The sequence below is a fragment of the Marinimicrobium locisalis genome, from assembly GCF_039822625.1.
In the GTDB taxonomy this organism is placed as follows: domain Bacteria; phylum Pseudomonadota; class Gammaproteobacteria; order Pseudomonadales; family Cellvibrionaceae; genus Marinimicrobium; species Marinimicrobium locisalis.
Genome location: NZ_JBDLLG010000024.1, coordinates 22500 through 41150 on the forward strand (window position 1 = coordinate 22500; position 18651 = coordinate 41150).

Here is an 18651-nt window from a genome sequence, read left to right on the forward strand (position 1 = left end):
TCTCTTAGCAGGAAGGCGTGGTATCGAAGGAAGTCAGCGACACCCGATATTTCGAGGAGTGCGCGAAGACAAACTGGCATCGGAGGTTCAGATGAGCGCAGGTGAGAATGCCCCACCCGACCCTAAAGCGACAAAATCCACCTCCAACACAGGAGGTTCCAAGACCTCTGGAAGCAACACGCCGGTAGTTGCCGGGGTACCGATCACTCACCCGGACCGCGTCCTCTACCCAGAGCACGGCATCACCAAGTTGGATGTCGCTCGATACTATGAAGAGTTAGAGGAACACATTCTGCCCCACCTACGTCATCGACCTTTGTCACTATTGCGTTGTCCGGAAGGATTGGAGCAAGACTGCTTTTTTCAAAAACACCCAGACAAACAGTTCGCCAAGGATGTCCCGCGCACCCCCATACCCGAAAAGAGAGGAGGCAGCTCCTCGTACCTATATGTGAGCTCAATTTCAGAACTGGTATGGCTGGTGCAATATGGAGTTTTAGAGTTTCACCCCTGGGGCTGCCAAATATCTGATGTGGAAAAGCCCGACACGCTGATCTTTGACCTGGACCCCGGCCCCAATCTCGGTTGGCAAGTGATCAGCGAAACGGCAATTGGTCTGCGGGAACGGCTTGACGCCCTGGGATTGGATAGCTTTTTGCAAGCAAGCGGCGGTAAGGGGCTGCATTTGGTCATACCCATTGAGCCAAAATGGGAGTGGGACACACTGAAAGCATTTTCTCACTCTATTGCCCGGGCACACGCCAAGGATGATCCAAGAAACTTAACCACTAACATGGCCAAGTCCAAGCGCGGAGGAAAGGTCTTTATCGACTACCTTCGCAACGGCCGAGGCAATACCAGTATCGCTCGCTACTCGACCCGCGCCCAGGAAGATGCCAGGGTCGCGACGCCTTTGCGCTGGGACGAATTGTCTACCCAGACCACCTCAAACCGGTACAACATCAACAATATTCGCAGACGCCTGGGTGCCTTAAAGACCGACCCGTGGGAGGGCTACGAGGAATCCCGGAATGTCATTACCAAAGCCATGTTGAACCAATACAGGTGAAGGAATGAGAATGAGCACTGATGACCCCGAAAACCGCCCTGGCAGCGACCGGCAGTGGTGGCTCACTGAAGGCAACGTACGATCGACGCCCTGTAAACGTTAGCTCTTCCCCCGGTAGGGAGACTACCTCTCACTCTCTTTCGAACGCACACGAACTTATCGAGTCACACTCTATAAGAGAAAATTTTAAAGCAGAAACTGTCGCATCATTTCACTCCATTTGGCACGGTAGCTGCGTCATCCAATCGGAGTGTTTAACCAAACGTCACGGAGGCCCGTTATGCAAAATTCACACGAGTTCACATCAGCCTCACCCACAACGTCAAAATCTAATAATCTGGGCGTAGTCGGCGCCCTTGGGCTACTTGCGGGCACAGCTTGGTACCTCAAACGGCATACCGGCACTCAGCATTCCAGCGACGACAGCTCCAGTAATAGCCCCTGGCTGTTGGGCGTTCTTGGGGCGGGGCTCGCTGGAGCGGCGGTCGGCGCCACGATGAAGAAGGACAAGTCGGTTGACGCCCGCGGTCAATCCGATGTTCGGCTGGCAAGCCAAGTAATCATTGACCGGCCTCCAGAGGAGGTATACCGCTACTGGAAAGACTTACGTCACCTGCCTCGGGTTATGAACTTCATCAAACAAGTAGAGCCCCAGGAAGGAAATATCTCCCATTGGGTGGCGCAAGGCCCGGTAGGGCCGACGATCGAGTGGGATTCTGAAATTGTGGAAGATGCCCCGAACAAAGTCCTTTCGTGGCGTTCGCTGGAAGACTCTGAGCTGACAAACTGGGGAACCGTCGCGTTTAGCCCGCGCAATAATGGGCAAACTGAGTTATCCATCGCCTTCAACTTTTCCCCGCCCGAGAACATGACCGGCACCGTAGCCAAGTTTCTGACGGGTCTTGAAAACGCCTCTCTTGATCAAAATCTACTCAACTTAAAATCCCAGTTGGAATCGGGGGGAGGCACCTCAACAGCAGGAGGCGCAAACAGTCAGTATCCGGGGCATTGACCCCATAAGGTGAGGGCGCTGAAGGCGGCGTCCTTGTAGTCGCCGCACCTATTTATTAATTTCATTCATGATAAAACTGAAAAAACTCAGTTTGATTCATGTTGGTACTTTGTCGAGAATGCTGGCTATTAGTTAACCAAACCATTCAACGCAAAGGTGACACCATGAGCCACATTCAAACGCACAATCTCGGATTTCCGCGGATTGGCGCCCATCGCGAGCTTAAAAGGGCCGTGGAAGCGTACTGGGCCGGCAACCTGTCTCGGACCGAACTGGAGAACACCGGCCGGGAGCTGCGCCAGCGCCACTGGCAGCAACAAGCCGACGCCGGCCTGGACTGGCTTCCCACCGGAGACTTTGCTTGGTACGACCAGGTTCTGGCCCTGTCGGCCACCCTGGGCAATGTACCGGTGCGCCATCGCCCCGAAGCCAACGACGCCAATGAAACGGATAAGCCACAGCCGAAGGACAGCCCTGAGCGAGGAGGAAACAGCCATGAGCGGTTTGAAGACAGCCATGAGCGGCCTGAAAAAAACAGCCATGAGCGGCACGAGGACACCCATTGCTGCCATCCGGAAGCCGAGGCGCAGCCCGAAGCGCCAGCGGCCCCCTGCACCAACGTCGACCTTGACACCCTGTTTCGCATGGCCCGAGGTCGCGCGCCGAGCGGCGCCACGGCCAGTGCCTGCGAAATGACCAAGTGGTTCGATACCAACTACCACTACCTGGTTCCCGAATTTCACCCGGGGCAGACCTTTGAACTTAGCTACCGCCAAGTGATTGAGGAGACCCGAGAGGCCGTGGAGCTGGGCTATAAGGCCAAGCCCGTGATTCTGGGACCATTGAGCTACCTGTGGCTGGGCAAGGAAAAAGCCCCCGACTTCAATCGTTTGAGCCTGCTGGAGAACGTGATTCCCGCCTACCAAGCGCTGTTGAGCGCCCTGGCGGAAGCGGGAGCCGAGTGGGTGCAGATTGATGAGCCGATTCTGGTGCTGGACCTGCCGGGCGAGTGGCAGCAAGCGTTCGAGGCCTGCTACCACCAACTGCAGACGCGCTCGCCGAAGCTCCTGCTGGCCACCTACTTTGGCGGCCTGGGAGACAACCTCTCCACTGCCATCAATCTGCCGGTGGCCGGGCTGCATGTCGACGCCGCACGCGCGCCGGAGCAGCTGCTGAGCGTGGTGGACCGACTCCCGCCCCATAAAGTGCTGTCCATTGGGCAAATTAACGGGCGCAACATTTGGCGCAACGATCTAACAGCCTCGGTGGAAACCCTTCGTGACCTAGCCAAGCGGCTGGGTGATCGCCTGTGGTTGGCCCCCTCTTGCTCCCTGCTCCACGTGCCGGTGGACCTGCACCGTGAAGCCAAGTTGGACGATGAACTCAAGAGCTGGCTTGCCTTCGCCCAGCAAAAGGTCGATGAGGTCGTAGTACTGGCCGAGCTGCTGGGAGAGAGCCCGAGCGAACGAGCCCAAGCCGCGCTCGCTGCCAGCGACGCCGCCGTGCGCTCGCGCCGAACCTCCAAGCGCATTCACAATGACGCCGTTCAGGGCCGCCTGAAGGCCGTTACCGCAACCGACAGCCAGCGCCAAAGTTCCTTTGCTCAGCGCATTCGGGCCCAACAGTCGTTACTGCAATTGCCGCTCTTCCCGACCACGACCATCGGCTCTTTTCCCCAAACCACCGAGATTCGCCAGAACCGCCGCGCCTACAAGCAAGGCCAGCTATCCGAGGTGGAGTACCAGAGCCGCATCCGCCAGGAAATCGCCGACTGTATTGCCAAGCAGGAGCAGTTGGGGCTGGATGTGCTGGTGCACGGCGAGGCCGAACGCAATGACATGGTGGAGTACTTCGGAGAACAGCTGGAAGGCTACGCCTTTACCCAGTTCGGCTGGGTACAGAGCTACGGCTCGCGCTGCGTGAAGCCGCCGATCATTTACGGGGATGTCTCCCGCCCCGGCCCCATGACGGTGGCCTGGGCTCGCTACGCCCAGTCTCTGAGCCGCAAACCAGTGAAAGGCATGCTCACCGGCCCCATTACCATGCTGTTCTGGTCATTTGTGCGCGATGACCAACCCCGCGCCACCACGGCGCGCCAGATTGCGCTGGCGCTGCGAGATGAAGTGGTGGATTTGGAGTCCGCCGGCATTCGCATCATTCAGATTGACGAACCGGCGCTTCGCGAAGGGCTGCCCCTACGCCAGAAAGAGTGGAAACCCTACCTGGACTGGGCGGTGGAGGCGTTCCGCCTGAGTGCCAGCGGGGTGAGCGATGAAACACAGATTCACACCCATATGTGCTACTCGGAGTTCAACGACATCATTGATGCGATCGCCGCGCTGGATGCGGACGTGATTACCATTGAAACCTCACGTTCCCAAGGGGAGCTGCTGGAGGCCTTTGAGCGGTTCGACTACCCGAACGATATCGGCCCTGGGGTCTATGACATTCACTCACCCAATGTGCCGCCCACGGAAACCATGGCCAAGGTGATTGAGCGCGCCGCTCAACACCTGCCCAAGGAAAGACTCTGGGTGAACCCGGACTGCGGACTAAAGACGCGCGGCTGGCCGGAAACCGAGGCGGCACTGGCAGCAATGGTGGCGGCGGCCAAACGCCTGCGCGAGCGTTTAAGCCAGGCCGCCTGACAAGGCCGGACCAATATAGCCCGGATCGCGCTCAGGCTCGCCGACGGCGGGCCTGTTCGCCCCTCTGGCTGCCGTGGCTTTCGGTCAGTAAATCATAGAGCCCCTCCCGGGAGCCGTGACCCACCAACTCGGAGCGCAGCGCCATGGGCGTGCGGCCCACCCACTCGGCGCGCCACCGCCAGAACTCCGGGTCTTCCGGGTCCCCTCTAAGCTCAAAAATGGCGAGCCTGGAAGGGTCCAGGGGCAAACGTTCCATCAATTGCACCAGAAAGGGCTCGGCGTTCTTGCCAAAAAAACTGGAGGCCTGTTGCCTCGGCGCGCTGACGAACAGCGTGTCGCGTTTTTCGCCGGGAAGGAACTTAACACCAAGGGTGACGGGCTGGCCCAGACGGTTGGTCAGGGCCAGAGATTCAACAGCGGGATGGGGCATAACGTACAACAATCCAGGAGGCGCTTGCCTCGGCTACCTATATTGGCCGCGCAGTTTACCCATCCGGGTCGAAGTTACAAGTGAAATTTGAATAAAAGTTGATCAAAATGCCAATGCAAGGGATCTTCCGCCACCACTCCAATTTGATGGCGTCTCCTACCCCGCACACTGTAACGAAAACAGTGCCTCCGAATGGATATTATCGACCAAAACTCGGTCCAAGCGCCGGACACAGGCGCCAGTATTTGACACAGCGCCCGCAGGCGCCGAGAATCGCGGGCTTCCCTAAAATCTCAGGTACACAAAGGCATGCGTAAGACTCGAGACACCGGACCTACCCCTTCCCTTCGCCCCTGGCTCCCCGTTCTGCTCGCTCTGGCACTGGGCGCCTGCGGCAGCGACGATGACAACGACGGCCCCTCATCCTCCAGCGCTTCCAGTTCGAGCGTAAGCTACAGCGGCGGCATCGAGAACGCAGGCAACAGCGGCGGCATCTCCGACGCCCAGTGGCCGGCAATCAACCTCGACTCCAGGGAACCGAAGCGGCTGCACTTCTCCTGGACCCCCGTCGAGGGCGCGGACCACTACCGGCTTTGGAAAAACGCCGACGGCAACAGCGGCTATGAATTGGTCTCGGATAACCTCACCGCCCCGGAAGCCACGGATACCATCGCGGTCCACCGGCATGACTGGGACGACGCGCTCTATCAGGTAACCGCCTGTATGGACGCCGACTGCAATGAGACCGAAAACTCCGAGGAACTGGTAACCCTAGCGGCCATGCTCGACACCATGGGCTTTGTGAAGGCGTCCAATACCGACGCGGGCGACTGGTTCGGCTGGAGCCTCACGCTTTCAAACGACGGCAAAACCCTGGCGGTGGGTGCCAGCCGGGAAGCGAGCCAAGCTCAAGGCGTGAATGGCGACGAGTCCGACAACTCCGTCTTCGGCGCCGGCGCCGCCTATGTGTTTACCCTGGAGGACGGCCTCTGGCAGCAAGAAGCCTACCTAAAAGCTTCCAATACCGAAGCTCCCGCCACCAACGATGACGGCGAAGACATCACTCGCACCAATGACCGCTTCGGCTATCGGGTCGAGCTTTCCGGCAACGGCACTGTGCTGGCCGTAAGCGCCGCGTTCGAGGACGGCAATGGCACCGGCATCAACCCAGAAGAAGACAACAACGCCGGCTTCCAGACCGGCGCTGTCTACCTGTTCAAGCGAGGCGAGTCCGGTTGGAGCCAGGATGCGTTGATCAAGGCTTCCAACGCCGACCCGGCCGATGAGAATGAAGAAGGCGAAGAGCCCACGGAGGAAGAAGCAACGGAAGAAGAAGAGGAGGAGGAATCCATTAGCATCCCCTCCAATGCCGGCGATACCTTCGGCCACCGCTTGGCTCTTTCCGAAGACGGCACCACGCTGAGTGTGAGCGCGCTGTATGAAAGCAGCAGCGACACCGGCATCAATGGTGACGAGAGCCTCAACGACGCCCCCAGCGCCGGCGCGGTCTACGTCTTTAACGACGGCGAGGAAGGCTGGGCTCAGCAGGCTTATATCAAGCCCTCCAACACCCGCGCGGGCCAACTGTTTGGCAGCTCTCTGGGCATTTCCGCCGACGGCAATACGCTGGCAGTGTCCGCCGAAGGGGAAGACAGCGCCGCCACCGGCATTGACGGGGACGACAATAACCTTGATGCCAGCAACACCGGCGCCGTTTACATCTTTACCCGCGATGAAGGCCAGTGGGCGCAAGCGACCTATATCAAGCCCAGCCACACCTACGAGGAGGCACTGATTCGAGCGGGCTTTGTTCAGCGCTTCGGCCACAACCTGGGTCTTTCCGCCGACGGCAAAACACTTGCCGTAGCGAGCCTCGGGGATGCCAGCGGCGGTACGGGCGTAGACGCCAGCCCGAATGATTATGATCTGGAAGATGCCGACACCTTCGCGCCCAACAGTGGTGCCGTCTATCTGTTTGAACAGGACGATAACGGCTGGAATCAGACCGCTTACCTGAAGGCCTCCAACAGCCGCCGGAACCTGCGCTTTGGGCAGACCCTCAGCCTGTCCGCCAACGGCGACCACCTGGCTGTGGGAGCCCTGCGGGAGGCCAGCGCGGAAACCGGTGTTAACGGCGATGCCACCGACACCTCCGTCACCCAGGCCGGCGCTGTCTACTACTTTGTGCGGGAAGGCGACGGCTGGCGCGAAAGCACCTATGTGAAGTCGCCCACCACGGAGGAATACGACAACTTCGGCCAAAGCCTGGACTTGTCTCTGGATGGCAACACCCTGGCCATCGGCAGCCACCGGGACGACAGTGACGCCACCGGCATCAACGGCGGCCGCCACAACAACGACGCTCGCGACTCCGGCGCGGTGTTCCTTTACTGATCCCGAGAAGCCAGACGGAGCGGCCCAGCCGCCCCGTCCCCTGCACAGACCCTATCCAACTGGTATCATAAACCCCTCGATTTCAACTCAGGTCAAACCATTATGCAGCTTTTCGTCGATAACCTCGCCACCGTGGACTTCAGCTTTCTGGACCCCCGCCGGGGCCTGCTGGGTGAGACCTGGCTGGCCGATGTACAGCTGGCGGGCGCATTGGATGATCAGGGCATGGTGTGTGACTTCAGCACCGTGAAAAAGGCACTGAAAACCTGGCTGGACAAGGAGCTAGACCACCGCTTGCTGGTTCCCAGCCAGTCTCCGCAACTGACGATGGAAGAAAACGGGGACCAGATCACCCTGCACTGGCGCTTTGGTGACCGGGAGGAGTACGTCGATCTAACCTGCCCGCGCCAAGCCATTGCACTGGTGGAAACCGAGGAACTCACTCGGGAGAGTGTGGCCGAGTGGTGTGTGGCCCAACTGGAGAAAGAGTCGCTATTCCCCGCAGGCACCAAGCTGGATTTGAGTTTTACCACGGAGTCCATTGAGGGGGTTTTCTACCATTACAGCCATGGTTTGAAGAAGCACGAGGGCAATTGCCAGCGCATTGCCCACGGCCACCGTTCTACGATTTCGATCTGGGCGGATGATATTCCCTCCCCGGCGCTGGAAGGCGAATGGGCAAGCCGACTGCGGGATATTTACTTGGGCACGAAAGAGGATTTGGTCTCGGAGGAAGGGGACTATTACCGCTTCGCGTATACCGCCCCCCAGGGGGATTTTGAAATCACCCTGCCCCAGCGTTGTTGTTATCTGATGGAGACGGACACGACGGTGGAGCTGATCGCGGATCATATCGCGAAGGTGACCAAGTCGGAGTACCCCACCAGCACGATTCGCGTCAAAGCGTTCGAAGGCATGAACAAAGGGGCGATTGCCGAGGCTTGATCTCAGCCCGACATCGGATGTTTTTCGCTGCGTAGAGAGTCCGGATCCGGCATCGGGCCCGGACTGCCCTACGGAGCCACTACCTCTACGAAGCTCCTCTAAGAATAAATAGAAGGCTCACCCTCGGGGCGGGAGCGGAAGCGGGGTTGGGCCCAGAAGTACTGCTCTGGATGCTGGCGCACCGCCTCCTCCATAAACCGACTCACCCGCAACGTATCCTCATACTCATCCCCCGTTGGGAAATCCTCAAGCGGAGGAAGCAGCGCCAACTCATAGCCACGGCCATTGGGCAACCGATAATGCGTAAACGGAATCACCCGAGCCCGGCCCATCTTCACCAACTTCCCCGTCGCACTGACCGTCGCCGCCTGCACCCCGAAAAACGGCACAAACACACTGTTCTTCGCCCCCAAATCCCGATCCGGCGCATACCAAATAAAACGCCCCTTTTTAAGCCGCGACACCATCGTGCGAAGGCTATCCCTCGGAATCGTCAACGTCTCCGGCGCATACGACTCGCGACGATTCTTCTGCAAAAAATCGTACACCGGATTGCTGTGGGGCCGGTACATCGCATCGAAGTCGGCTCGCTGCCCCAGTAGCGCCCCGCCGATTTCCAGCGTCGTCAGATGCAGCCCCAACAGCAACGCCCCCTGACCCGCCTCGCTAGCCGCCTCGGCATGCTCAAGCCCGGTAACGTGAAAGAGTCGGCGCAACCGCCAGTTGGGCCAGAACCAGGCAATGCCAGTTTCAAACACCACCATCGCGGTAGAGAACAGGTTTTCGTTCAACAGCTTTTGCCGTTCGGCGTCGCTCAGCTCTGGAAAACAGAGTTCGATATTGCGCCGGGCGTAACGGTAGCGTTTCTTGTTGAGTTTCAGCAGCGGCGCCAGGGCCCGCGCCAGCCACCACTGAAGCCGATAAGGCAGTTGCGACAACAAAAACCAGAAACCCGCACCGATCCAAGAGGGCCAGTGCCGGGGGACTAACAGTTCGCGGGGAAAGGAGGACATAGACTAACCGTATCGGGAAACCACTTGTTTGTCGGTGGGCATTATAAGCGCTCCCCAACCTGACTGCACCCGCTCACCGCTGGCGGGCATTGATGAGGGCTTCCACGCGCTGGTCTTTTTCTCGCCACAAGTCGTTGACCCAGGACTGAAAATGTTCGCGAAACTCGGCGTCGCCCGGGTAGTCGCCGATCAGGTCGTCGGTGATGGGCATGACGCGAATGTGCATGTCGACGTTTCGGACCCGGCCGCAAGCATAGTCCCAAAAGCTTGGGCGGCCATCCGGGTAGGCAATGGTGACGTCCACCAGTTGGCGAAGTTGGCCGTTCATGGCGGCGAGGGTGAATGCCAGGCCGCCGGCTTTGGGTTGCAGGAGGTGGCGGTAGGTTTCCCCCTGAGCCCGGTGTTTGGCGGGGGTGAACCGGGTGCCTTCGAGGAAGTTGACGATGGTGACGGGGCTGTGCCGGTATATTTCGCAGGCGCGTTGGGTGCGCTCGAGGTCTTCGTTGGCGAGTGCGGGGTTGCGTTTGATCTGGGCTTTGCTGTGGCGGCGCATGACGGGGAAATCGATGGCCCAGAGGGCTTGGCCCAGCAACGGCACCCAGAGCAGTTCTTGTTTGAAGAAGAATTTGACGTAGGGGATGCGCCGGTTGAGTACTCTCACTAGGATCATGATGTCGACCCAGGACTGGTGGTTGGCGATGACCATGTACCAGTCGTTGCGGCTGAGTTTTTCGATGTCGCCGCTTAGTCGGATGTGGGTTCGGGTGAGCAGGCGTTGGTGGAGGCTGTTGGTTTCGATCCAGGCGCTGGCGATTTGGTCGAGGATTTGGTTGCAGGGGCGGCGTAGGCCCGGGATGAGGAGTTTGACCAGGGCGACCGGCATGATGAGCAGGAAGGCGATGGCCACTGTGGTCACGTAGAGTGACAGGCTTAAAATGCCGATAAACGGCTGAAGTAGTCGCATGTTATTTCGTTATAAAAACTATCGAGACATTTATGCTTTGACTTCGGTGGTTGCTTCACGACCGGTGGCTACGGGAAATGCCCATGGGAGACCCGCCGTAAACCCATCCCTGGGGGCTTCTCATCGGCATCCATGCCTCAGAGAGTCTCCCATGGGCATTTCCCGCATCCACCTCAGTGCCATATCTGACTGATCACCGAACCCAAAAGATACTCTCTATATCTCTTCAGTATGACCACTGCCGGTGAAATCGTCCTGAATCAAAACGGCGCTTTGACGACCGGATCGGTTTCGGCTTCGTAATCTACACCTTCGACGCCGAAGCCGAAGAGTTTGAGGAAGCCGTCGTTGTAGCCTTTATAGTCGGTCAGTTCGAACAGGTTTTCTTCGGTGACCTGGGGCCAGATTTCTTCGACTTTGGTTTGGACGGAGGGGTCCAGTTCCAGGTTGTCGACGCGGAAGCGGTCTTCGCTGTCCAGGCGCGGGTTGGCGCTGTAGAGGCATTCGACGAACAGGCGTTGGAGTTGTTCGATGCAGTCTTCGTGGGTGCCTTGTTCTTTCATGACTTTGAACAGGATGGACATGTACAGCGGCATGACCGGGATGGCGGAGCTGGCCTGGGTGACGACGGCTTTGAGCACGGAGACGTGGGCGGTGCCGTTGATGTCGTCGAGTTTTTGGTCGATGGCCAGGGAGGCGCGGTCCAGGTCTTCTTTGGCTTTACCGATGGTGGCTTTGCCGTAGATGGGCCAGGTCAGTTTGTCGCCCAGGTAGGTGTAGGCGGTGGTTTGGCAGTTTTTGGCCAGTACGTCCGCTTCTTTCAGGGCGTCGATCCACAGTTCCCAGTCTTCGCCGCCCATGACTTTGACCGTGTTGTGGATTTCTTCGTCTGTCGCCGGCTCGATGGTGTTTTCGGTGATTTTCAGCGTGTCGGTGTTCAAACCTTTGGAGGTGTAGGCCTGGCCGATGGGTTTGAGCACGGAGTTGTAGATGTCGCCGGTCTTGGGGTCGACGCGGCGCGGGGAGGCCAGGCTATAGACCACCAGGTCGATTTTGCCGAGGTCTTTTTTGATCTGCTCAATGGCCTGCGCCTTGATTTCGTCGGAAAAGGCGTCGCCGTTGATGGTGTGGGCGTAGAGGCCGTCGGCTTCGGCGAAGTCGTGGAAAGCGGCGGTGTTGTAGTAGCCGGCCGAGGCGGTGCGCTTCTCGGTGGGCGGCTTTTCAAAGCAGACACCAATGGTTTTGGCGCCAGAGCCGTAGGCGGCGGTGATGCGCGAAGCCAGGCCGTAGCCGGTGGAGCAGCCGATCACCAGCACGTTTTTGGGCCCGCCGTTAATATCGCCCTGCTGCTTGGTATACTCGATCTGCTCACGCACATTGGCGGCACAACCCTGCGGATGGGCGTTGGTGCAGATAAAACCACGTACTTTTGGCTTGATAATCATAAATGTCCTACTGTTTATTGGAACTCAATCTAGACTCTCAGAAGCCCCACCGCGTTTGACCGGGGCGAAATGCTGGTATTGTATCAGCAGATGGGCGGTTTTACTCACTGACCCTCGAATCTGGCACTGAGGCGGGAGCGGGGTAGAGCCTTCCAAGACCGTGGAGCGGGGGACCCGCGATTCGAGCCCCCAGGGAGGGGTTCACGGCGTGTCTTGGAAGGCTCTACCCCGCTCCCGCCGGACTCCACAATGGCCTCGGTTACAACCTCAACTAGGGAAAATGACAATGCTCAACCCCATGCTAGCCCTCATGTTCTGGACTCTCTGCGTCGCACTCTACCTACTCACCTTGCGGATTCGAGCGGTTCGCCGGGGCGATGCCTCGCTGGGCTACTTCCGCCTCTACACCGACGCTCAAAAAGCACCCCCTGCGGCCGCCATCGCCGCCTCAAAGCACTACGACAACCTCTTCCAGGTGCCCGTTCTGTTCTACCTGGCCTGCGTCACCGCCCTAGCCCTGGGGCTGCCCGGCGCGCCGGTGCTGGCCTGGGCCTTCGTTCTACTGCGCCTCATCCACGGATTCATCCACATGAGCTACAACAACGTAATGCACAGACTTGTCGCTTTTTTGGCGGGCAACCTCGTCCTGCTGGGCATCTGGGTCCTGATCGCCCTTCAGGTAAGCAGCCGAGGGTAACTCCAGTTTGGCATTGGAGAAACCTACGCCAAACCCGTAAAATGGCGGCCTCACTTGTTCAGAGCACGACATCCTAGATGATACCGAGCATTCGCCACACCTCCCCCGTCCAACGCCGCTACCTCGCCTTTATCGAGGCACTGCGGCAGTCCGACTTCCAGGGCGACCTCAACCCCGACTACGCCAACCGCACAGTGCTGGCCACGGACAATTCCATCTACCAGATACTGCCCCAGGGCGTGATCTACCCCAAAACCGTGGACGACCTGGTGATTTTGACGACACTCAGCCATCAACCGGAGTTTCGTGACATCGTCCTGGGCCCCCGCGGCGGCGGCACCGGCACCAATGGCCAGTCCCTCACCGACGGCCTGGTGGTGGACACCTCCAAGCACATGAACCACATCCTCGAAATCAACGTCGAGGAGCGCTGGGTGCGGGTCCAGTGTGGCGTGGTGAAAGACCAGTTAAACCAAGCGCTCAAACCCCACGGTTTGTTCTTTGCCCCCGAACTGTCCACCAGCAACCGGGCCACCATCGGCGGCATGATCAACACCGACGCCTCCGGCCAGGGCTCCTGCCGGTACGGCAAGACCCGAGACCACGTGCTCGAGTTGCATACCGTTTTTCTGGACGGCAGTGACTGGCGCTCGCGCCCCATGGATGACGCCGAGCTGACCGAAGTCAGCCAGCGGGAGGACCGAGTGGGCGAGGTGCACCGCACCGTTAACCAAATCTACACCGACCACGCCGAACAGATTGAAGCACGCTTCCCGAAACTGAACCGCTGCCTGACCGGCTACGACCTGGCTCATATTCGCACTCCCGAGGGCCGCTTTGACCTGAACAGCGTCCTGTGCGGCAGCGAAGGCACCCTCGGTTTTATTGCCGAGGCCAAGCTCAACGTCTTGCCCATTCCCAAGGTCTCGGCATTGGTGAACGTCAACTACAAAGACTTTAATGCCGCCTTGCGGGATGCCACCGAACTGATGAAGGCGGAGCCCACCTCCATCGAAACCGTGGACTCCAAGGTGCTCAACCTGGCGATGAACGACATCGTTTGGCACAGCGTCTCGGAATTCTTTCCGCCCTCCTCCTCCGGCGAGCCTATTCAGGGTATCAACCTGGTGGAGTACACCGCCGATACCGAAACAGACCTTGAAGCGGCGGTAAAACGCCTGACCGATCAGCTGGACGCGGAGCAGGACACCAGCAGCGGCCGAATGGGCTACAGCCTGGCCTGGGGGTCGGAGTCCGTAGCGAAAATCTGGGCCATGCGCAAGAAATCCGTAGGCCTACTCGGCAACGCCGAAGGCGAAGCTCGGCCCATTCCCTTCGTGGAAGATACCGCCGTGCCGCCGGAGAACCTGGCGGATTTTATTATGGAGTTTCGCGCCGCCCTGGATAAGCGCGGGCTGACCTACGGCATGTTCGGCCACGCCGACGCCGGTGTACTGCATGTGCGCCCCGCCATCGACATGAAAGACCCGGAACAGGAAGCGTTGATTCGCCCCATTACCGATGAGGTGGTCGCCCTGGTCAAAAAATACAACGGCCTGCTCTGGGGCGAACATGGCAAAGGCGTGCGCGCCGAATACGCACCGGAGTTTTTTGGCGAGCTTTACCCTCAGTTGCAACGCCTAAAAGCCTGCTTCGACCCGAACAACCAACTCAACCCCGGCAAAATTGCCACCCCCAAGGCGGAGCTGGAGCTGCTGACCATTGACGGAGTCACCACCCGCGGCCAACAGGATCGGAAAATTCCGGTCCAGGTTTGGGAGGGCTACAGCGAAGGCATGCACTGTAACGGCAACGGCCAGTGCCACAACTGGAACCCGAACGATGCCATGTGCCCCTCCTGGAAAGGCACCCGCTTGCGCACCCACACCCCCAAGGGCCGAGCGTCTCTGGTGCGTGAGTGGTTAAAGCAATTGGGAGAACGGGACGTCAACGCGATTGAGGAAAGCGAGGCCACTCGCAAGCAATCATTTCTGACAAGCTTCCCCTCGCGACTGAAAAATACCCTGGCAAAAAGGCGCGATGAATACGACTTCTCCCACGAAGTGCACGAGTCCATGATGGGCTGCCTGGCCTGCAAGTCCTGCACTGGCCAGTGCCCGATCAAAGTAGACGTACCCAGTTTCCGCAGCAAATTTTTGGAACTCTACTACGGTCGTTACCTGCGTCCGCTAAAAGATTATTTTATCGGCGGACTGGAATACATGGTCCCCACCCTGGCCCGTGTGCCCTGGCTCTACAACGGGCTGATGAAACCGCGCTTTATGCAGGCCATCATGGCTAAGGTCGCCGGCATGGTGGACAGCCCCTTGCTCACGGGGGTGTCGCTGGATAATGCCCTGCAGGAGCGTCGTATTCGCTATGCCAGCACGGCGAACATTGACGCCCTGACTCAAGAGGAGCGCGACAACGCGGTCATTCTGGTTCAGGATGCCTTTACCAGCTACTTTGAAACTCAGATGGTATTGGACAGCCTCGACCTGCTCACCAAGCTGGGCTTCACCCCGCTGGTGGCGCCGTTCAAACCCAATGGCAAACCACTGCACGTGCACGGCTTCCTGGGCCCCTTTGCCAAAGCCGCGGTAAAAAACGCCGGGCATTTGAACGAATTGGCGCGCAGCGGCATTCCGCTGGTAGGACTGGAGCCGTCCATGACGCTGGCCTATCGCAGCGAATACCAGAAAGTACTGGGCAAAGAAGCGCCAGAAGTCGCATTGATTCAGGAGTGGCTGGCGCAGCAGGGCGAGCAATTGGAGCCGCGCAAGGACTTGCTGGAGCCCAATACGTTCGCCCTGCTGGCCCACTGCACGGAGAAAACCAACGCCGCCGCGTCGATCAAAGATTGGCAGTCGGTGTTCGCCGCCCTGGGTCAAAAGCTCGAGGTGGTCGATGTGGGTTGTTGCGGCATGGCCGGCACCTACGGGCACGAAGCCAGCAATGTGGAAACCTCGAAGAAAATATACGGTTTATCTTGGGCCGACGTGGTCAACAAACCGGAAAATGCGGGCAAGCTGACCGCGACCGGTTATTCCTGTCGCAGCCAGGCGAAGCGAATTGACAGCGCGTCGATTCCCCACCCATTGCAGGTGTTGTTGGCGCAGATGTAATTATTTATAACCAAAGTGGATAGTTGGAGAGCCCGGCCCGAGGAGGGGTAGACCGGTTGTAGACCCGCCGTGAACCCATCCCTGGGGGCTTCTCATCGGCATCCATGCCTCAGAGAGTCTACAACCGGTCTACCCCTCCCCGGGCCTCAGTGCCAACTTTGAGCTTACATGTCTTTATTTGGACCGATTGATACACCGACGCGACGAATACGGGATGTAGGGCACGGTAAGGCGTCAGCCGCCACCTGCCAGAAAAACGTAACGGCGCGATGATTGTGCGGCCGGCAATGTGGTTCGGGGTCGATGGTAGGTGGCGGCTGACGCCTTACCGTACCCTACGATTCAAATCACCAAGGGCAATTCAAACCACAGCGGATGGCTACGCCCTCGATTCAGTCGTTTGAGCATTGAGAAAACGGAAACTGAACTCCATATCTAGAGGAGTGGCACAGAGGGCTGTGGAGGGTGCGGCCTTTCAAGACCGTGGAGCGCGGGACTCGCGATTCGAGCCCCCAGGGGCCGCTTTTTGGCATCCATGCCATCGCGGCATTCGTGCATCCATGCACATCACGTATTCACGGCGTGTCTTGAAAGGCCGCACCCTCCACAGCCCGACCCAACTACACCCCCTCCCCATGGAGACGAAGTATGCAACTCCAAGAAAAGAAATTCTCCTTACTAGAACTCGCTTCGGTTAGAGAAGACGGTTCCATCACCGAGACGTTACAAGACAGCCTCCAGTACGCCCACAAAGCCGACGAACTCGGGTTTGAGCGATTCTGGCTCGCCGAACACCACAACATGGAAGGCATCGCCAGTGCCGCCACCTCCGTACTCATCGGCTACATCGCCGGCGGCACCCAACACATCAAAGTCGGCTCCGGCGGCATCATGCTGCCCAACCACCCCCCGCTGGTCATTGCCGAACAATTTGGCACCCTCGCCAGCCTCTACCCCGGCCGCATCGAACTGGGCCTGGGCCGGGCGCCCGGCACCGACGCCATCACCATGCGCGCCCTGCGCCGAGACATGCGCGCGGCGGACGACTTCCCCCAAGAAGTCGGAATTCTTCAGCAGCTACTCGCCCCATTAAAACCGGGGCAAAAACTCAAAGCCATCCCCGGCGCCGGCACCGAAGTCCCCCTCTGGTTGTTGGGCTCCAGTCTGTTCAGTGCTCAACTTGCCGCGCAAAAAGGCCTACCCTACGCCTTCGCCGGCCACTTCGCCCCGCGCCTGGTGCGCGAAGCGCTGCACGTGTATCGGGAAAACTTCCAACCCTCTGAGGTACTGGAAAAACCCTACGCCATTCTGGGCATTCCTCTGGTGGCGGCCGATACCGACGCCGAAGCCCGCTACCTGGCCACCACCAGCCACCAGCGCATACTGGCCCTGCTGCGCGGCCAACCCCTCTGGCTAAAGCCACCCGTGGAGGACATGACACCGCTCTGGTCGCCGGAAGAGGAAGCCGCCGTCAAAGACTTCCTGGGCCTAGCCGTAGTGGGGAGCCCCGATACGGTTCGGGAGGAGCTCGAAGCACTGGCGCGGGAACTTCCGTTTGATGAATTTATGTTCACCATCGATATGTATGACCCGAACCAGCGACAACACGCCCTGGAGCTTCTGGCGCAAGTGAAGGCATCACTCACCAACGACTGAGGCAAGCGCGCTCCGCCTGGCGATTCAAATCTGCTATCATCCCGCGCTTGAGGGGCCTTTGGGCCACTGCTCACTCTTCGTCTGGGACACACAACCGGAAACATTGCTTATGCCTCTTGCCGATGCTGTACTGGCCGTCAATAACGACCTGCCCATTCGCACTGACCAGCCGGTCCATAGCGGTAAAGTGCGCTCTGTTTACTGGCTCAATGCCACGGACAGCGCCCGGCTAATTAAAGAGAAAGGCTACCCGGTTGCCCCCGACACACCGCTGGCCATCATGGTCATCAGTGACCGTATCTCCGCCTTTGAATGCCTGTGGAAGGGCGAAGGCGGCATGGAAGGCATCCCCGGCAAGGGCGCGGCACTCAACGCCATCTCCAACCATTGGTTCCGACGCTTTCGCGAAGAAGGCTTGGCCGATAGCCACATTTTGGACATCCCTCACCCCTTGGTTTGGATTGTCCAAAAGGCCAAACCGGTCATGGTGGAAGCGATTTGTCGGCAGTACATCACCGGCTCCATGTGGCGCGCCTACGCCAAGGGCGAGCGCACATTCTGCGGCATTACTCTGCCGGAGGGACTGGAACGCGACCAGAAACTACCGGAGCTATTGGTGACCCCTTCAACAAAAGGGATCCTTAAAGGCTTGGAAGGCGTGCCGGAGGCGGATGATGTGAACGTCAGCCGCGCCGACCTCGAGCGCCATTACCAAGCCTTTAATTTTCGCCAGCCCGAAGACATTGACCATTACGAACGGCTGCTAAAAGAGGGCTTTCACGTCATAAGCCGGGAACTGGCCAAGATCGATCAAATCTTCGTGGATACCAAATTCGAATTTGGTTACGTCCGTGACACCAACGGAAAAGACAAATTGATTTACATGGACGAAGTTGGCACCCCGGACTCTTCCCGCATTTGGGACGGCCCCCGCTACCGCGAAGGCCAAATCGTGGAACAGTCCAAAGAAGCCTTTCGTCAGGCCCTGCTACACTACTTTGGTGACCCGGACGTCCTGCTCGATAAAAACCGCATGAGCGAGCGCACCGCGCTGGCACAGCGGACCGAATTGCCCAGGGATTTAATGATGCGTGTCTCCGATACTTACGTCGCGCTCGCCGAAAAAATCATCGGCGCGCCACTGACGCTGTCGGATAACCCTCGGGCGGAAATTATCGACACACTGCGGACCCATTACGGCCTGATCGACTGACCCGAATGCCCGGAGCGTCACATTGTGAACCGCCGAGCTG

At 58.9% G+C, this 18651-nt stretch carries 13 protein-coding genes; 9 read left to right on the top strand and 4 right to left on the bottom strand.

What is annotated here, in order from left to right; genetic code table 11:
• The first annotated feature begins 91 nt into the window (after positions 1-91).
• From ligD to metE, 3 genes are all read left to right on the top strand, one after another.
• On the top strand, positions 92-1069 hold the full coding sequence (ligD, locus tag AAE514_RS15020) for a non-homologous end-joining DNA ligase (protein ID WP_347332371.1): 978 nt from the start codon (positions 92-94) through the stop codon (positions 1067-1069).
• 280 nt (positions 1070-1349) lie between these two features.
• Positions 1350-2081, top strand: coding sequence for an SRPBCC family protein (locus tag AAE514_RS15025; protein WP_347332372.1), 732 nt, complete (start codon positions 1350-1352; stop codon positions 2079-2081).
• 164 nt (positions 2082-2245) lie between these two features.
• The gene (metE, locus tag AAE514_RS15030) at positions 2246-4729 is read left to right on the top strand and encodes a 5-methyltetrahydropteroyltriglutamate--homocysteine S-methyltransferase (RefSeq protein WP_347332373.1); all 2484 of its coding nucleotides are present in this window, start codon (positions 2246-2248) and stop codon (positions 4727-4729) included.
• 31 nt (positions 4730-4760) lie between these two features.
• Here the strand turns inward: metE and AAE514_RS15035 are convergent, their stop codons facing one another.
• On the bottom strand, positions 4761-5159 hold the full coding sequence (locus AAE514_RS15035; RefSeq protein ID WP_347332374.1) for a hypothetical protein: 399 nt from the start codon (positions 5157-5159) through the stop codon (positions 4761-4763).
• A 309-nt stretch (positions 5160-5468) separates the two neighbouring features.
• Here AAE514_RS15035 and AAE514_RS15040 point away from each other — a divergent pair, with 309 nt between their 5' ends.
• Complete coding sequence (locus AAE514_RS15040; protein WP_347332375.1) at positions 5469-7553, top strand: FG-GAP repeat protein; 2085 nt, start codon at positions 5469-5471, stop codon at positions 7551-7553.
• A gap of 102 nt (positions 7554-7655) precedes the next feature.
• The gene (locus AAE514_RS15045; protein WP_347332376.1) at positions 7656-8498 is read left to right on the top strand and encodes a 6-pyruvoyl trahydropterin synthase family protein; all 843 of its coding nucleotides are present in this window, start codon (positions 7656-7658) and stop codon (positions 8496-8498) included.
• 98 nt (positions 8499-8596) lie between these two features.
• Here the strand turns inward: AAE514_RS15045 and lpxL are convergent, their stop codons facing one another.
• From lpxL to fabV, 3 genes are all read right to left on the bottom strand, one after another.
• Entirely contained in the window at positions 8597-9511 is a 915-nt protein-coding gene (gene lpxL / locus AAE514_RS15050) for an LpxL/LpxP family Kdo(2)-lipid IV(A) lauroyl/palmitoleoyl acyltransferase (RefSeq protein WP_347332377.1), read from the bottom strand.
• 73 nt (positions 9512-9584) lie between these two features.
• On the bottom strand, positions 9585-10475 hold the full coding sequence (gene yihG, locus AAE514_RS15055) for a 1-acylglycerol-3-phosphate O-acyltransferase, YihG family (protein WP_347332378.1): 891 nt from the start codon (positions 10473-10475) through the stop codon (positions 9585-9587).
• Positions 10476-10735: 260 nt separating this feature from the next.
• A complete protein-coding gene (fabV, locus tag AAE514_RS15060; protein WP_347332379.1) occupies positions 10736-11920 on the bottom strand; it encodes an enoyl-ACP reductase FabV in 1185 nt (394 codons plus the stop codon).
• A 286-nt stretch (positions 11921-12206) separates the two neighbouring features.
• Between fabV and AAE514_RS15065 the strand changes: the two genes are divergently transcribed.
• From AAE514_RS15065 to AAE514_RS15080, 4 genes are all read left to right on the top strand, one after another.
• Positions 12207-12617 (top strand): MAPEG family protein, encoded by a 411-nt coding sequence (locus tag AAE514_RS15065; protein WP_347332380.1) that lies wholly within the window; start codon positions 12207-12209, stop codon positions 12615-12617.
• 77 nt (positions 12618-12694) lie between these two features.
• Positions 12695-15742: a D-2-hydroxyglutarate dehydrogenase YdiJ gene (gene ydiJ / locus AAE514_RS15070; RefSeq protein ID WP_347332381.1), complete on the top strand. Its 3048-nt coding sequence runs from the start codon at positions 12695-12697 to the stop codon at positions 15740-15742.
• 648 nt (positions 15743-16390) lie between these two features.
• Entirely contained in the window at positions 16391-17398 is a 1008-nt protein-coding gene (locus tag AAE514_RS15075; RefSeq protein WP_347332382.1) for an LLM class flavin-dependent oxidoreductase, read from the top strand.
• A 109-nt stretch (positions 17399-17507) separates the two neighbouring features.
• Positions 17508-18611, top strand: coding sequence for a phosphoribosylaminoimidazolesuccinocarboxamide synthase (locus AAE514_RS15080; RefSeq protein ID WP_347332383.1), 1104 nt, complete (start codon positions 17508-17510; stop codon positions 18609-18611).
• The last annotated feature ends 40 nt before the right edge of the window (positions 18612-18651 follow it).

What these genes read in the sequence shown, in the direction of transcription:
- AAE514_RS15045 (WP_347332376.1), top strand. Translation starts at nt 7,656, where the DNA reads ATGCAGCTTTTCGTCGATAACCTCGCCACCGTGGACTTCAGCTTTCTG.
- AAE514_RS15080 (WP_347332383.1), top strand. Translation starts at nt 17,508, where the DNA reads ATGCCTCTTGCCGATGCTGTACTGGCCGTCAATAACGACCTGCCCATT.
- fabV (WP_347332379.1), bottom strand. Translation starts at nt 11,920, where the DNA reads ATGATTATCAAGCCAAAAGTACGTGGTTTTATCTGCACCAACGCCCAT.
- lpxL (WP_347332377.1), bottom strand. Translation starts at nt 9,511, where the DNA reads ATGTCCTCCTTTCCCCGCGAACTGTTAGTCCCCCGGCACTGGCCCTCT.
- AAE514_RS15075 (WP_347332382.1), top strand. Translation starts at nt 16,391, where the DNA reads ATGCAACTCCAAGAAAAGAAATTCTCCTTACTAGAACTCGCTTCGGTT.
- AAE514_RS15025 (WP_347332372.1), top strand. Translation starts at nt 1,350, where the DNA reads ATGCAAAATTCACACGAGTTCACATCAGCCTCACCCACAACGTCAAAA.
- ligD (WP_347332371.1), top strand. Translation starts at nt 92, where the DNA reads ATGAGCGCAGGTGAGAATGCCCCACCCGACCCTAAAGCGACAAAATCC.
- ydiJ (WP_347332381.1), top strand. Translation starts at nt 12,695, where the DNA reads ATGATACCGAGCATTCGCCACACCTCCCCCGTCCAACGCCGCTACCTC.
- metE (WP_347332373.1), top strand. Translation starts at nt 2,246, where the DNA reads ATGAGCCACATTCAAACGCACAATCTCGGATTTCCGCGGATTGGCGCC.
- AAE514_RS15035 (WP_347332374.1), bottom strand. Translation starts at nt 5,159, where the DNA reads ATGCCCCATCCCGCTGTTGAATCTCTGGCCCTGACCAACCGTCTGGGC.
- yihG (WP_347332378.1), bottom strand. Translation starts at nt 10,475, where the DNA reads ATGCGACTACTTCAGCCGTTTATCGGCATTTTAAGCCTGTCACTCTAC.
- AAE514_RS15040 (WP_347332375.1), top strand. Translation starts at nt 5,469, where the DNA reads ATGCGTAAGACTCGAGACACCGGACCTACCCCTTCCCTTCGCCCCTGG.
- AAE514_RS15065 (WP_347332380.1), top strand. Translation starts at nt 12,207, where the DNA reads ATGCTCAACCCCATGCTAGCCCTCATGTTCTGGACTCTCTGCGTCGCA.